The sequence below is a fragment of the Parvibaculum lavamentivorans DS-1 genome, assembly GCF_000017565.1.
GTDB lineage: Bacteria > Pseudomonadota > Alphaproteobacteria > Parvibaculales > Parvibaculaceae > Parvibaculum > Parvibaculum lavamentivorans.
Genome location: NC_009719.1, coordinates 168,681 through 183,567, shown reverse-complemented (window position 1 = coordinate 183,567; position 14,887 = coordinate 168,681). Strand labels below are relative to the sequence as shown.

Sequence of the window (14,887 nt, the reverse complement as noted above, 5' to 3'; positions counted from 1 at the left end):
GCTGTGGCCAAAGAAGGATATGGCGCAAGGCCGCTCCTATCCCCCTTATTGTAAGGGAAAGAAAAAGGGGACTTCCACATGGCCGCCCAGCTCGACCTCGCCTATATGCCTGCCTCCACTCAGCTTCGGCTCTACCGGGCGAAGCAGCTCTCTCCTGTCGAGGTTCTCGAAGCGCAGATTGCGCGGGCAGAGGAAGTCGAGCCGAAGATCAACGCCTTCGCATGGAATTTCCATGAAGAGGCGCGCGAGGCAGCAAAATATGCAGAAGCGCGCTACATGGCCGGTGAAGCCCGGGCGCTCGAGGGCGTAACGCTCGCCGTCAAGGACGATACGGATCTGGCAGGCAAGGTAACGGCCTCCGGCTCCAAACTTTTTCTCGACTATGTAGCCCCCGCCTCGCACCCCATGGTGCAGCGCTTTCTCGATGCGGGTGCAATCGTCCATGCGAAGACGACTGTGCCGGAATTCTGCATATGCACAGTGACGACATCGCTCCACTGGGGCACCACGCGGAATCCGTGGAATCTCGACTACGGTCCGGGTGGCTCTTCCGGCGGCTCGGGCGCGGCACTCGCGGCAGGGACAACGACGCTGGCGACGGGCAGCGATTCCGGTGGCTCGATCCGGATTCCCGCTGGTGTCAACGGGGTTTGCGGTTTTAAAGCACCATTTGGCCGTTTTCCGACCGTTGTACCCTGGACGCTATCGCCGCACTCGGTCTATGGCCCGATGGCGCGGAGCATGACCGATCTCGCGATGATGTATGACATCGGCAATGGACCGGCCTCCTACGATCATACGGCGCTCCAGAAGAATACGCTGCCAAACCCGATGTCGGGCATTGCGGGGATGCGCATTGCCTATAGTCCGGATCTCGGCTTTGCTCAGATTGATCCCGAAGTGCGCGCCAATACGGAACGTGCGCTCAAACACTTCGAGTCGCTTGGCGCCTGTGTCGAGGAAGTGGCGGTTAACTGGACCCATGAGAAAGTGCAGGACGCAGTTTACGGCACCTTGCTCAACGGGGCGTGGCGGATGTTTTTCGACCAGGTACAGGAAATGATTTCCGACCCAAAGCAGGTGTCGGACCAGTATCACAGCCTTTACCGGAAGATGCTTGCACTTCCAAAGGGCGCGGCAGAAGGAGCGGCGATCCTTGCGGCGGAGATGAACACCGAGCTGCACGCAATTTTCAGTGGGGGGTTCGACGCAATCGTGTCGCCGACGACAGGCCTGCCTTCGATCCCGGCGACTACCAATCATGCAACCGATAGCGTCACCATAAACAACGTGACGGTCGATTCGATGACGGGTTGGTGCCTGACGCATCCCTTCAATCTGCTCTACCTTTATCCAATCGCCGTGGCACAGACGGGCCGCGCGTCCAATAATGTGCCAACCTCGATCCAGATCATCGGCGACCGCTACGACGATAATACTGTGTTCGCGCTGACCAGCGCCTATGAGCGCGTGGCGGAGCCTCTCTACAATGGAGATGCGTTCCCGGATTTCCGCAGCGAGATTTAGCTACCGGCCAAGATGCCTTCGGCGGGAGTCGGGCGTTCGCGCCTGTCGGTGACCAGAGCGGGCACCGCCCCCGCCAGCGCAGCAAGGCCGAGAGCCAGAACAGCGCCTCCGAAAGCCATCCCATAAGACGTGCCGTCGATCGCAAATCCGATAAAGGCAGGACCGAGGCCGGCGCCGATGGAGGCGACTATCATGCCCCAGACCGCGAGGCGGCCGCTCCGGTCCAGCGCAGCCTGGACCGCCTGGAAATAGGGCGCGACAACAGCCCAAGCGATATTCTGGACGACGAGGCCAGCGACAAAGATCGCCGCCGCGACATGGGAGACCGCAAAAACGGCGGCGGGGACGGTGTAAATGGCGAGCGCCAACATCAAGGGCAGGAAGCGGCCGTAACGCGCGCTCAGTGCAATAACGAGGATCGTGCCGGGAATGCCGCATAGCGAAGAGATTGCGAGGGTTTGTGCTGCCGCTGCCGACGACAGGCCGACGACTTCGCCATAGCGCAACATGTAGCTCCAGAGACCGATGGCAGCAATGTTGAAGAGGCCGAAAGCGAGAACGGAAAGGAATTTCAGCAGGGCGGGGTAGTCCGTATCGGCGGCGGCGCCGGACTCTTCCGGTTCCTCCGCGGCGGCGGGCCGAAGGGGCACCGCGCCGCCATTGAGACCGAGCAGCGGATAAAGGATGAGGGAAACGGCGGCGAGCGCGAGGAGTGTCACATAAACGCTCGCAGCTCCAAGATAGGGCATGAGCGCCGGGATCGCCGCGATCAGTACCGCAGCCAGGATGAATTGCAGCATGATGTACATGCCGAAACCTCGGGCCGCGTATTCATGTCGTCCGATCCAGTTGGTCGTCGCACCGACGAGCAAGCCAACGCCGACGCCTTGTACAGCACGCAGGAACGAGAGCTGCAACATATCCGACGCGAGAATGGAGAGAAGATCACCCGAGATGGCGAGAAGAAGACCCAGCCGCGCTATCCGTGGCAGTGACCACCGCGAGACGAGGAAGAGCGCAAGACAGAGCCCGAGCGTCGCGGCGAGCACGTTTATCGTCGCGACCTCCCCTGCCATACGCTCGGTGAGGCCAACATCGGCGATCCACGTCCCGACAAGGCTCGGCAGAACGGAGGCGATGACTGCGCCATAGGTGCCGCAAGCAGCTATAAGGAAGAGGGTAGCAGAACTCCGGGGATCCAAACCTCGCCACCAGCCGCGCCTCGCCACGTGTTCTTTCATTCCGCCTCCACCACTCATCCACTTGTCTTTCTAACATAAAAAAGGGCGGGAGTTTCGCTCCCGCCCTGCCCCCTTTTTGCCCTGCGGGACCCTGCAGGGCACCCCAGAACTCTCAGCGTGTTCCCGTCTTCCGAAGGGCGCCGACTTCGAACATGCTGTCCGTTACGCTGGCGGCGGCGTGGAAATTCGGACGGGCATCGTCGTTAAAGACCAGGTCCAGGATGTAGCGACCTGCCTGGAAATCATAAAGCGCCTGGCCGAAACCGAAACAAGTGGGAACGTCATAGGCGTTCACAGTCGTTTCTTCCTGATAACGCCAGAGGCCGCCCCGGCTGTCATACATGTCAGCCGCAACAACACGCCAGCTGTCTTCGTCAATGTAGAAAGTGCGGCGCGGCAAGAGATGGCGCGTGCCCTGTTTCAGTGTTGCCTCGATAACCCAAACACGGTGCAGTTCGTAACGGGTCACGTCCCGGTTGGGAAAGTTTGGTTCGACGAGGTCGGCAACGCTGTGCTTCGAGTTCGCAAACTCGTAGTTGTTGTAAGGAATGTAGAGTTCCTTCTTGCCGACAAGCTGCCAATCATAACGATCGAGACGGCCGTTATACATGTAGAGCTGATCGGCGGTACCGAGGCCTTCATAGCCCGAGACCGGATTGTCATATGAGAGGGTCGGCGCGCGGCGGACGCGGCGCAGACCCGGGCTGTAGAACCAGGCATTACGCTCGCCGTTCAGCGTTTCATGAACGAGGTATGCTTCGCCCGCGACACGAGCCGGTGCGATATAGGTGCTCAGATACTTGAGTTGGACATTCTGGAGTTCCGCGAAGTTCGTGCGGGCGGGATTGTAATAGTTCGAGAGGCGCAGTTCGTCCCATTTTAGAGGCACGAACTGACCGCCGGCATTAACGACGGCTGTGGTTCCGACAACGCTCCGCGCCACTCCCTCATAGGCAGTACGGTGATTCCACATCACCTCGTCGCCAGACTGAGGTAGCGGGAAAGGGAAACCGCCCGGCACCGCATCGGTCAAGTCGTGTGCGACTTTCTCGATCTTTGCCATACCTACATTCGCCTTTGTCTTTTCATAGACATTTGCGGGAAAGGCACAGCTTCTGTGAGTCGGATAGACATCCATGCGATAGCCGGCATAACGATCAAGAAGCGCGATCTGGCCGGCGGCAAGATTGTCGCGATACTGCTCCAGATTGTCTTTGGTGATCGAGAAGAGCTTCTTGTCGTTCGCGTAAGGATCGACGTAATCCTGTCCCTGCACGTAACCCGCCGGCGGATTGACGATACCTCCGCTCCATGCGGGTATCGTGCCGGCAGCGTTGCCCGCCACCTCGGCGCCGATGGGCGTGAGCTTCGCGCCGAGATCAGCGGCGCTGTCTGCCTGTGCCTGGCCTGCGCCCAGAACAATACTGCAGGCAACAAAAGCGGCAGTTGCGGAAACCTTGGTAAACATCGGTGTTCTCCTTTCGCCTTCCGTTACTTCACATGCTGCCTAGAAGGCGTAGGAAACTGTAAAGGTCGCAAAGTCGCGATCTGTCGCGAAGTTGTTGTAGCCGCCGCTGAAGTTGTTTGTGTAGGCGGCGCCGATACTCCACGTCGACTGATAGTCGGCCGTGAGGCGAAGCGTGACCTGCTTGCGATTGTCGATATGCGTATCCATCATCGCATAGTCGAGTGCAGTCCCCGTGATGTCGTAACGGAAAGCGATGCCGGGATAGAGTACCCAGGGCGTACCGAAGATGCCTTGATAGGAGCCGGTGATGTCTGCGATGAATCCGACAGCATTGGTATCGCCAAAGGTGCCGAGCGGCTTGCTGTCGAAATGCGTCCAGGCCATTTCGCCGATGATGGTCATATCGTCCATGCCGAGAGCCTGGATCGCCGTACCGAAGAGCGGTGCAGTCGGACCGGCAGAGTAGATGCCGTTGAAGATGACCTGAGTGCGATTTTCACGGACGAAACCTTCGGAACTGCCAGTTCCGGTGAACCCCACCGGATCGGCGAGGAAGGCTGCGGTCGCCGCAGCGGTGAAGGGATCGGCGAGCGGTACAGCATAGTCCGGCTGGTAGGCAACATCGAGACCGAAGGAAATGTCCTGCCAGACGAAGCTTGCCGATGCGCCGAAGAGGTCCTGATCCGGCACGTAGTTCCGGTAGTAGCCGACCGGATAGCAGCCGAAGACCGGATCGCAAGCCGCGTTGGCGCCCACTACCGGCACCTTCTGGTGATAGCGCATGTAATAGAGTCCAAGTTCGGTTTGCAGCGCCTCGCTGAAATAGAGCGCGGAAACGCCCCACTGGCCTCCATGCGATGGCTGGTCGTCCGCGATGAGCGGAATGCCGGTGCCGAGAAAGAACTGCGTCTGGGCATCGACGCCAGAGGCCGCTGGATCGCCAACGGCGCCGAAGCCAAAGGCCGGGCCGTAGAAAAGGCCGACTGCCCCGGGGCCGACCGCATCCTCCAGCGAGAAGAACGTGCCGACGGGATCGAGTTCCGTCTCATTCCAGCGAAACTGGTAATAGGCCGAGACGTCGAGATTGGTTACTGGCGCGAACCGCACCACCGCCATGGGAGCGGGCAGGTAAGCCTGCTTGATCTCGGCGCCGGCACCGCGCAGCTTCGTCACGTCGAAGGCGTTTGTTTCAGCAATGCCGCCGCCGTAGAAAATGCTTTCGCCCCAGTTGAGCACCTGGTTGCCGAGGCGGAAGTTGACAGGCAGGCCGGCGACATCCACATCGCCATAGACATAGGCGTCAAGAAGGCGGGCTCGGCGGCCGACGCGGCTGACCGCTGCGTCCGTTAGATCGGTGCGCCGGGTTGAGCTCTTGTCCGACTGAATGGCGTCAAAGAAATAGCTGCCGCGCGCGAAGAAGCCGAAATCACCCTGTTTGATCTCGAACTCGCTGATGCCCGAAAGCGGCGCAGAGAAGACGTCCCACTGGTCGTAGTTAAGATTGCCGTCGTCGTAGTTATCCGTCAGCCCATCATTGGCGCAGCCCTGGGGGTTTGTCGCGCTGATGTACATACACTTGCGATCGGAGGTCCGGATCGCCGCGGAAGCAGTCACCGTCGTGTCGATCGAGACGTCGGCCTCGCCGAGCTTGAACTGCATGGCGAAAGCCGGTGAAGCCGCGAGGCCTGCCGCCACCAGGACTCCCGAAAGCACTGAAACGCGAGACCGCCCGTAACGACCCGACATCGAAACCCCCTTTTCCAAACCGCTCTCCCCAGAGCGGCCCCTATACAAGGCCATCAAACCCTCAACGGCCATCCTGAAATGCTAGAACGCATCGTCGCAAGCGGGATATGTCCTAGATAGGACACAGGCTCTAACAGGTCTTTATCCCATCCCGCGTCAACTCGTCGGCCGTATCGAGAATTGCATCGTGGAGCACATCGGCGATGAAATCGATTTCGCCTCTCTCCAGGGTCAGCGGTGGCGAGAGAACATTCAAATGTGCGAGAGGACGCACGAGCAGACCGCGCTTCTGGCAATGACGCCAGATGCGCTTGCCGATGCGGACCTCATCGGCGAAGAGCTCCTTCCGCTCCTTGTCCGCGACATACTCAATGCACATCATGAAGAGGCGGCCGCGCACGTCACCGACCAGCGGCAGCTCCGACAGCGGAGCAAGCCTTTCTTCGAAATAGGGACCTATTTCCTGGACCCGTTCGCAGATGCGCTCGCGTTCGATGATCTCGATATTCTTTAATGCTGCCGCACACGCAACCGCATGCCCCGTATAAGTGAATCCAGTGTTGAAATAGGCACCCGGACGGCTCAGCACTTCATATATCTCATCCGACATGATGACAGCGCCGGCGGGGATGTAACCCGAGGTGAGGCCCTTCGCACAGGTGATGATGTCCGGGACGATGCCGAAATAATCCTCAGAGGCGAAGAAATGCCCGAGCCGGCCGAAGGCGGTCACGACCTCGTCGGCTACATACAGAAGCCCGTATTTGCGGCAGATTTCGAGCATACGGGGGTGATAGTTCGCGGGCGGCACGATAACGCCACCGGATCCCTGAATCGGCTCCGCGATGAAGCAGGCGACGTTCTCCGGTCCGAGTTCGAGTATCTTCGCTTCGAATTCCGCGGCCAGAATATCCGTGAATTCTGCTTCGGTTGTGCCGGCAGGGCGGCGGTAAAGACTTGGCGCCGAGAGATGATGAATAAAGCCGGATTCGGGGCGCCAATCTGTCGAATAGCCTCGGTCGCTCAATGAGGCAGTGAGATAGGTGCTACCGTGATAAGCTTTGTCGCGCGTGATGATGTGTTGGCGCGCGGGCTCGCCGAGGCGAATGAAGTAGTGGTGGATGAGGCGGATGGCACTGTCTGCCGCTGTGGAGCCGCCTGTCGTGAAAAGAACCCGATTGAGCGAGCCCGGGGCACGCGCGGTAAGAGCCTCGGCAAGAGCCGCCATGGGGGCCGAGGTAAGGTCATCAAAAGGCGAGTAATAATCGAGACGGCGTATTTGCTCTGCGATGGCATCCGCCATTTCATCGCGGCCGTGGCCTATGTTCACGCACCACATGCCACCTAGACCGTCGAGGAATTTACGGCCGTCATCGCTATAGACGTAATTGCCCTTGGCTGACTCGATCACCGTGCGCTCGGCGGTCTCCATCACCGCAAGGTCGGTAAATGGATGGATATTGTGGCGGCGGTCGGTCTCTTCGACACTGCGCTGGTTAATTTCGCGCTCTGCCAGGCTCACGGGAATTCTCCTTGCTTGACGACTGTCTCAGCGGAAATCCTTACGCTAAAGAACCTGCGTCATCTGTGGCCTTGGTAGGCTATAGCCCTTCACAGGCTGCGCCGTGGCGCGGCACGTGATAGAAAAACCTCACGCAAGAACCCACAATCAGGATCTATCCACCGGGCATGAAGAACGAGAATGATTTCAAGGGAACATTATCCCTGAGCGCGGTGGCGGGTTGGAGCGGACGGCTTGCGGAGAGTCTGTCGGCCGGCGACGTTCACGTGAGCGCAACGAAGCTTGCAACTGGATTGCGATACCTCGTTCCCGAGACGCAAATCTATATCGGCTTTTACCGCGCCGATGTGCCGCCGATCATCATCGATTTCGATGGACGCGACGAGTGGAATGAAGGTTACACGGACGGCAAGTATCTTCTCGATCCGACCTATGACCAGTTTGTGGCGCGCAGCGAAAGCGTCTGTCTCTCTCCGAAAGAAATGTTTCCGCCGGACTTCCGCAAGAGCGACTATTACCTCTCCTATTACCGGCCCTATGGGATGGTGGACGAGATTTGCTATCTGCTCTATCTGGAGCACGATCTCGCTTGCTATGTGTCGCTGATGCGGCTTGCGGACAAGCCCGCCTTCAGCACGACGGAGTACCGGCGGCTGGAAGCCGTGCTGCCGGCCGTGGAAGCGGCGGCGCAGCATTTTTGGGCACTCCTCGACCGGCAGGACAATGAGGAACAAGACCGCTCATTCCAGCTCCATCAGATCCTCTCCACCGCATATCGCCGTTTTGGCGGAGACAGTTTGAGCGACCGGGAAAAGGAGGTGACCAACCTGCTGCTGAAAGGGCTACCGCCGAAATCCGTGGGCCGTATGCTTGGTATCGCGCCCGGTACGGTACGCAACCACATCAAGCGTATTTACGTGAAGCTCGATGTGCGCTCGCAAGCGGAGCTGCTGGCGCTCTTCTTCGAGACACTGGACGAAGCGGTCACCCATCGCGCGGAGACCTAAGCGGTACACCCTGTCCCATGCAGGGCATTTTGAGGAGCCGCACTGGCCGATAGCCTCTCCCGGAAACGGAGGAGCGCCCAATGTCCGATACCCTTGTCAAATCCAGCCCGGAAACACTGCCCGCCGATTGGTACTGGAGCGAGGACGCTTGGCAAATAGAACGCCGTGAAATCTGGGCAAAGCACTGGTTCCTGATAGCCCGTACGCAACAGTTCGATGTAGCGGGCGATTATGTTTCAGCGACGTTTGCGGGCTACCCGATTTTCGCGATCAAAGGCAAGGACGGCTTGGTGCGCGCCTTTCACAATGCCTGCCGCCACCGCGCTTCCCCCTTGGTGCAAGAATGCGCGGGACATGTGGAGCGACTCAGTTGCCCCTATCACCGCTGGCTTTACGATTTCGAGGGCCGGCTGCGTGGCGCCCCCACCATGGAGATCGACAAGGAGGAGTACGGACTCTTTCCCATCCGCTGCGAGATATGGCGCGGACTGGTCTTCGTGTCGCTCGATCTTGCGGCGATGCCGCTCTCCGGCTGGCTGGCAGATATCGCCACCGCGGCGCTACGCTATCCCCTGGAGGAGATGCAGCTCGCTCGCGAGTTCACGATCGAGGCGGATGTGAACTGGAAAACCTATGGCGACAACTATGCCGAGGCATGGCACATACCTACGATCCATCCGGGGCTCAACGCAGCGATTGACATGGCGAGCTATAAAATCGCGACGGTAGGACATACGCTGCAGAGCCACATGGCGGACGCGCGTGACGGCGGCAAGACGGATGGCTTCTGGGTATGGCGGCTGCCGGGGCTCTTTTTCAATATGTACAACTGGGGAATGAACGTCGCGCAGCTCGAACCTTTGGGGCCTCGCCGCATGAAGCTGACCTATCGCTACTTCGTGAAGGACCTCGATCCGACGAAGCAAGCAGAGCGAGATGCACTTATCGACTGGGCCTACATGGTGGCAAAGGAAGACATCGATATCTGCATTGCCGTACAAAGAAATCTCGAAACCGGCATCTACGAACGGGGACGGCTTTCCTCCGTTCACGAGAATGGTGTCATCCAGTTTCAGGAAATGGTGGCCTCGGCGCATCGTTGAAAACGCGCCGAGGTTTCGTGAAGTTCACATCGAGACGCCGCCGCCAACCACGATCACCTGACCGCTGATGTAGTTCGATTCAGGGGCGCAGAAGAGGTAGACGCCGTCGGCGGCTTCTTCCGGCGTGCCGGCACGGCCGATGGGGATCATCTGCTTTTCCATCGCGTCGATGAAGGCAGGCTGGACACCGACGGCGATCTTCCGGCCCTCGACATCAATGCTCGCGCCCTCGCCCGTGAGCGGCTGGGTGAGGCGCGTCCGGATGAAGCCGAAGGCGACGCAGTTGACATTGACTTTGTAGCGCCCCCATTCCTTCGACATGGTTTTCGTCATGCCGACGAGACCGGCCTTGGCGGAGGAGTAGCTAACCTGGCCTGTGTTGCCGCCGAGACCCGCAACGGAGGAAATATTCACAACCTTGCGGAAAACTTCGCGGCCTTCCTGTGCCTCCTTCTTGGCGAAGACGCGGATCGGTTCCGCCGCTGCGCGCAGGATGCGGAAAGGCGCGGCGAGATGGACGTCGAGCATCGCCTGGAACTGCTCGTCCGACATCTTCTGGATGACATTGTCCCAGGTGTAGCCCGCATTGTTGACGATGATGTCGAGCCCGCCCCATGTGTCGAGCGCGGTCTTGACGAAACGGTCGCCGAAATCCGCTTCCGTGACGCTGCCGACGCAGGCGACGGCTTCGCCGCCGGCGGCGCGGATCGCCTCCACGGTTTCGGCGGCGGGGTCCTTGTCCATGTCGTTGACGACGACGCGGGCACCTTCGGACGCGAGCTTCACTGCCAGCGCGCGGCCGATGCCGCGGCCAGAGCCCGAGACGAGGGCGACTTTTCCTTCGAGTTTCGACACTTTGTTTCTTCCCTGTTCTACCGGAGCGCGACGACGGCTTCGCCCATGAGCTTCACGTCGTTGCTTTTTCTGTCCATGGCGACGAGTTCGAGCTTCGCGCGCTTCTCGCCCGCTTCCTCGAAGCGCTCGACGAGCTTCGCGGTGCAGGAAATTTCGGCGCCAAGCGGCGTGATCGAGGTGAAGCGCGCGCCGAAGCTGCGAAGCGAGGTTTGGGGCGCGAGCTTCGTGAGGAGCCTTCCGAGGAAGGCCATCGAGAGCATGCCGTGCGCGAAGACATCCGGCATGCCGGCGGCCTTCGCGAAATCGATGTCGACATGGATCGGGTTATGGTCGCTGGAAGCACCGCAATAAAGCGCGAGCATGTGGCGGGTGACGGGATCGGCGGTCAGGCTGCCGATCTCCGTGCCGGGGGCGGCGGTTGCGATATCCATTGCGGGCTTCCTTATCCGTTTCGAACGACGATGGAGCGGCGCATATCCGCGACATGGACGCCCTTCTGATTGCGGCATTCGGTGTCCATGACGATGAATTCGAGCGCGCCGTTCTTCTTGTCGTAGATGTCGGAGATGCGCGTGCGGAAGGTGACGGTGTCGCCCGCGCAGACGGGAGCGTGGTAGGTGAAATTCTGCTCGCCATGCAGCACGCGGCCGAGATCGACCTTCAACATACCGAGAAAATCCATCGGATCGTCGCGGTCCATTTCCATGCAGAAGAGGAAGGTGGGCGGCGCGGGAAGGGAGGGATAACCCGCCGCGCGCGCCGCCGCCTCGTCGGAATAGACGGGGTCGGTGTTGCCGGTCGCCCGGGCGAAGAAGCGCAGGCGGCCCTTCTCGAGTTCCGCCGCGACGGGCGCGAATTCGTGGCCGATGAAGGAGCGGTCGATCATCGGCGTCACTCCACGCGTTCGTAGAGCGTGACGACGCAGGCGCCGCCGAGGCCGAGATTGTGCTGGAGCGCGACGCGCGCGCCCTCGACCTGGCGCTTGCCGGACTGGCCGCGCAGCTGCCAGGTGAGTTCGGCGCACTGGCCGAGACCCGTGGCGCCGAGCGGGTGGCCCTTGGAGAGAAGACCGCCGGACGGGTTCGTCACGACCTTGCCGCCATAGGTGTTGTCGCCGTCCCAGACGAATTTCTCGGCGCCGCCTTCCGGGCAGAGGCCGAGACCTTCATAGGTGATGACTTCATTGGTGGTGAAGCAGTCGTGCAGTTCGACGACATCGACATCGTCCGGGCCGATGCCCGCCTGCTCGTAGACGCGGCGGGCGGCTTCCTTCGTCATGTCCGAGCCGACGACCTTGATGAGGCTCTTCTCGGCGAAGGTCGAGGGATAGTCCGTCGTCATGGCCTGGCCGGCGATGACGATGCTCGCGTCGAGACCATGCTTGCGGGCGAAAGCTTCCGAGCAGAGCACGGCGGCGGCGGCACCGCAGCTCGGCGGGCAGCACTGAAGGCGCGTGAGGTTCAGGAACATTTTCGGCGACTGCATGACGTCGTCCACGCTGACGGGCGTGCGGAAGATCGCCCGCTCGTTGTGCTCCGCGTGGCGGCTCGCCTTTTCGCGCACCTTGGCGAAGGTTTCCGTTTTCGCGCCGAAGGCCTGCTGGTACTCGTAGCCCGCGCCGCCGAAGAGACGAAGCGCCATCGGCACTTCGCTTGCACCCTGGAAGCTGTCGTCGGCGACCTTCAGGAAATCGCCGAGCGGGTTCGGACGGTCGTCATACATCGTGCCGAGCGCGCCGGGCGTCATCTGTTCGAAACCGAGCGCGATCGCGCAATCGACGACACCCGCCTCCACCGCCTGGCGCGCGAGAAAGAGCGCGGAAGAGCCTGTGGAGCAATTGTTGTTCACATTGACGACGGGGATGCCGGTGAGGCCGACCTTGTAGAGCGCGGCCTGGCCGGAGGTCGAATCGCCATAGACCCAGCCGACATAAGCCTGTTCCACCTTGTCATAGCCAATGCCCGCATCCTTCAGCGCGAGGCGCGCGGCCTCCGCGCCCATGTCGTCATACGGGGCGCTGGCGCCGGGCTTCACGAAGGGAAGCATTCCGACGCCTGCGACAACCACACGATTTCCCATTGCCGTCACTCCTTCTGTCAGCTGACGTTTCGGCTCTGCCCTTCCCAATAGGGACGGCGCAGATCGGTTTTCAGAATTTTTCCGGCCGCGGATTTCGGCAGCGGTTCGTGCCGGATGTCGGCGCTGCGCGGGCACTTGTATCCGGCGATGAGCGCCTTGCAGTGCGCGAAGAGTTCTTCTTCCGAGAGGTGGCGGCCGGACTTCGGAACGACGACGGCATGCACCCGCTCGCCCCATTTCGGATCCGGCACGCCGATGACGGCACATTCGGCGACGGCATCGTGCTGCATGACCGCGTTCTCGACTTCGGCCGAGAAGACATTCTCGCCGCCGGAGACGATCATGTCCTTCAGGCGGTCGACGATGTAGAGGAAGCCTTCCTCGTCCATGTAGCCGCCGTCGCCCGTCATCACCCAGCCGTCGACAAGCGTCGCGGCGGTCTGTTCCGGCTTGTTCCAGTAGCCGAGCATGGTGTTCGGACCGCGCACCGCGACCTCGCCGACTTCGCCGCGCGGGAGCTCCTTGCCGTCCGGGCCGACGACGCGCAGTTCGACGCAGAGACCGGGACGCCCGGCGGAGCGGAGCTTGCCCGCGTTCGGCCCTTCGAGAACGTGGAATTCCGGGCCGAGCAATGTCGCGATGGGGGCGAGCTCCGTCTGCCCGTAGCCTTGCGTGAAGGCGACACCGGGAAGTTTCGCCAGCGCCTCGCGCAGAAGCGCTTCGGGCATGGGAGAGGCGCCGTAGAAGAGGCCCTTCCACGAGGACAGATCGTGCTGCGCCATGGCCGGGCAGTCGAGCAGCATGCGGATCATGGTGGGCACGAGCAGCGCATAGCTGGCGCGGTGTTGCTCGATGAGTTTCAGAAAGGAAGCGGGCTCGAAGGAGGGCATGAAGACATGCGAGCCGCCATAGATCGTGGTGGCGGTGGACATGGCGAAGTCGGCGAGATGAAACATCGGCGCCGCGTGGAGATAGCGCATATCGGGATTGAACCCCGCCGTGCCCGCGCCGACCGACAGCGAACTTGTCCAGAGCGCCTTGTGGGAGAGCATGACGCCTTTCGGGAAACCTGTCGTGCCGCCCGTGTAGAAGATGCCTGCGAGCTCCTCGCCGCCGCGCCGCGCATCTCCGATTGCGGGACCGGCGGCGATCAGCTCTTCATATGAAAGGCAGGTCTCCGGGGCCGCGCCATCCCCCATGTAGACGGCATGAGCGATCCGCGGGCAGGCGTCGCGCACGGCGAGCCCGGCTTCGCGGAAAGTCTCGTCCATGAGCAGCAGCGCCGCGCCGGCGTCCTCGATCGAATAGACATGCTCGGCGACCGACCAGCGCGTGTTCATGGGCACGATGACGGCATCCGCCCACCAGGCCGCGAAACAGGTTTCGAGATAGCGGTCCGAATTCATGGAGAGGAGGGCGATGCGGTCGCCCGCGCCCACACCGAGGCCGCGCAGGGCGCCCGCGAGACGCGAGACACGGTCATGCAGCTCCGTCCATGTGCGGGTCCGGGTGCCGCAGATCGTGGCGGCGGCGCGCGACGTCACCGCCACGGCGCGGTGAATGGATTGCGTGAGATACAAGGTCTCCTCCCCTGCCGGCCGTTACGGTCCGTTTTCTACTTTTGAGTAACATAGTTTCCATTTAGTATCTTGTCAAAGAGGAATCGGCGCCTATGCTCGGCGCTTCCCGAATCCGGAGACCCCCGCATGGCCAAAGCGGCAATCGCATCGCCCTGGAAGAACGAGACCGAGCGCAAGACCGAGCGCGCGCTGAAGCGCGAGGCGGTGCTTGCCGCAGCGGCGCATGTGTTTTCGGAAAGGGGCTATCACCGCGCCTCGCTGGACGAGGTGGCGCAGGTGCTGAACGTCACGAAGCCTACGCTCTATTATTATTTCAAGAATAAGGAGGCGATGCTCTTCGCCTGCATCCAGCACGGGCTCGATATGCTGGAAGCGGCTGACGGCGCCGCGGAAACGCCGGAGGACAGCGACGGGATGGCACATCTCGTCGCCTATCTCGAGGGCTATGCCGCTGTAATCGAGACGGATTTCGGCCGATGTGCGGTGCGCATCAGCGACAGCGAGCTATCCGAAGGGAGTCGGCAGAAGGTTCGGCGGGTCAAGGGAGTGATCGACCGCAAAATCAGACAACTCGTCTCCGCCGGGATCGCGGATGGCTCGATTGCCTCGTCGGATCCGAAGATCACCGCCTTTGCACTGGCTGGCGCTCTCAACTCCATCGGCCAATGGCACCCGCAGGCGAGTGGCCCGGCGGATAAGAAGCTCATCGACGAGTATATCAATCTACTTTTGAAAGGCCTCGCGCCACGTCGGCCTTAA

Annotated in this window: 13 protein-coding genes; 4 read left to right on the top strand and 9 right to left on the bottom strand. The window is 61.1% G+C overall.

The genetic code is table 11. The features are described 5' to 3' along the window. Window positions 1–78 precede the first annotated feature (78 nt). Window positions 79–1,527, top strand: coding sequence for an amidase (locus PLAV_RS00865; RefSeq protein ID WP_011995079.1), 1,449 nt, complete (start codon window positions 79–81; stop codon window positions 1,525–1,527). On the opposite strand, the gene PLAV_RS00860 is transcribed toward PLAV_RS00865, so the two are convergent. From PLAV_RS00860 to PLAV_RS00845, 4 genes are all read right to left on the bottom strand, one after another. Further along, window positions 1,524–2,768, bottom strand: coding sequence for an MFS transporter (locus PLAV_RS00860; protein ID WP_011995078.1), 1,245 nt, complete (start codon window positions 2,766–2,768; stop codon window positions 1,524–1,526). The two genes, PLAV_RS00865 and PLAV_RS00860, sit on opposite strands and share 4 nt — an antisense overlap. Window positions 2,769–2,880: 112 nt before the next feature. After that, entirely contained in the window at window positions 2,881–4,236 is a 1,356-nt protein-coding gene (locus PLAV_RS00855) for a DUF1329 domain-containing protein (RefSeq protein WP_011995077.1), read from the bottom strand. A 39-nt stretch (window positions 4,237–4,275) separates the two neighbouring features. Further along, window positions 4,276–5,982, bottom strand: coding sequence for a DUF1302 domain-containing protein (locus tag PLAV_RS00850; RefSeq protein ID WP_168713158.1), 1,707 nt, complete (start codon window positions 5,980–5,982; stop codon window positions 4,276–4,278). Window positions 5,983–6,112: 130 nt separating this feature from the next. Beyond that, on the bottom strand, window positions 6,113–7,504 hold the full coding sequence (locus tag PLAV_RS00845) for an aminotransferase (protein ID WP_011995075.1): 1,392 nt from the start codon (window positions 7,502–7,504) through the stop codon (window positions 6,113–6,115). Window positions 7,505–7,671: 167 nt separating this feature from the next. On the opposite strand from PLAV_RS00845, the gene PLAV_RS00840 reads away from it, so the two are divergent. Both PLAV_RS00840 and PLAV_RS00835 read left to right on the top strand, forming a co-directional pair. Beyond that, window positions 7,672–8,511 carry a helix-turn-helix transcriptional regulator gene (locus tag PLAV_RS00840; RefSeq protein ID WP_011995074.1) on the top strand — a complete coding sequence of 280 codons (840 nt, stop codon included), beginning with the start codon at window positions 7,672–7,674 and terminating at the stop codon, window positions 8,509–8,511. Between the two features lie 80 nt (window positions 8,512–8,591). Further along, on the top strand, window positions 8,592–9,614 hold the full coding sequence (locus PLAV_RS00835) for an aromatic ring-hydroxylating oxygenase subunit alpha (protein WP_011995073.1): 1,023 nt from the start codon (window positions 8,592–8,594) through the stop codon (window positions 9,612–9,614). A 24-nt stretch (window positions 9,615–9,638) separates the two neighbouring features. Here PLAV_RS00835 and PLAV_RS00830 read toward each other — a convergent pair whose 3' ends face one another. Genes PLAV_RS00830 through PLAV_RS00810 form a run of 5 tightly spaced genes read right to left on the bottom strand, consistent with a single transcriptional unit; the run spans window position 9,639 to window position 14,128 of the window. Then, window positions 9,639–10,469 carry an SDR family NAD(P)-dependent oxidoreductase gene (locus PLAV_RS00830; RefSeq protein WP_011995072.1) on the bottom strand — a complete coding sequence of 277 codons (831 nt, stop codon included), beginning with the start codon at window positions 10,467–10,469 and terminating at the stop codon, window positions 9,639–9,641. A gap of 17 nt (window positions 10,470–10,486) precedes the next feature. Further along, window positions 10,487–10,900: a MaoC family dehydratase gene (locus PLAV_RS00825; RefSeq protein WP_011995071.1), complete on the bottom strand. Its 414-nt coding sequence runs from the start codon at window positions 10,898–10,900 to the stop codon at window positions 10,487–10,489. A gap of 11 nt (window positions 10,901–10,911) precedes the next feature. Then, window positions 10,912–11,355 carry a MaoC family dehydratase N-terminal domain-containing protein gene (locus PLAV_RS00820; protein WP_011995070.1) on the bottom strand — a complete coding sequence of 148 codons (444 nt, stop codon included), beginning with the start codon at window positions 11,353–11,355 and terminating at the stop codon, window positions 10,912–10,914. Between the two features lie 5 nt (window positions 11,356–11,360). After that, complete coding sequence (locus tag PLAV_RS00815) at window positions 11,361–12,548, bottom strand: lipid-transfer protein (protein ID WP_011995069.1); 1,188 nt, start codon at window positions 12,546–12,548, stop codon at window positions 11,361–11,363. Between the two features lie 17 nt (window positions 12,549–12,565). Continuing rightward, window positions 12,566–14,128 (bottom strand): acyl-CoA synthetase, encoded by a 1,563-nt coding sequence (locus tag PLAV_RS00810; protein ID WP_011995068.1) that lies wholly within the window; start codon window positions 14,126–14,128, stop codon window positions 12,566–12,568. A gap of 126 nt (window positions 14,129–14,254) precedes the next feature. Here PLAV_RS00810 and PLAV_RS00805 point away from each other — a divergent pair, with 126 nt between their 5' ends. Then, window positions 14,255–14,887, top strand: a complete 633-nt coding sequence (locus PLAV_RS00805; RefSeq protein WP_011995067.1) for a TetR/AcrR family transcriptional regulator — start codon at window positions 14,255–14,257, stop codon at window positions 14,885–14,887.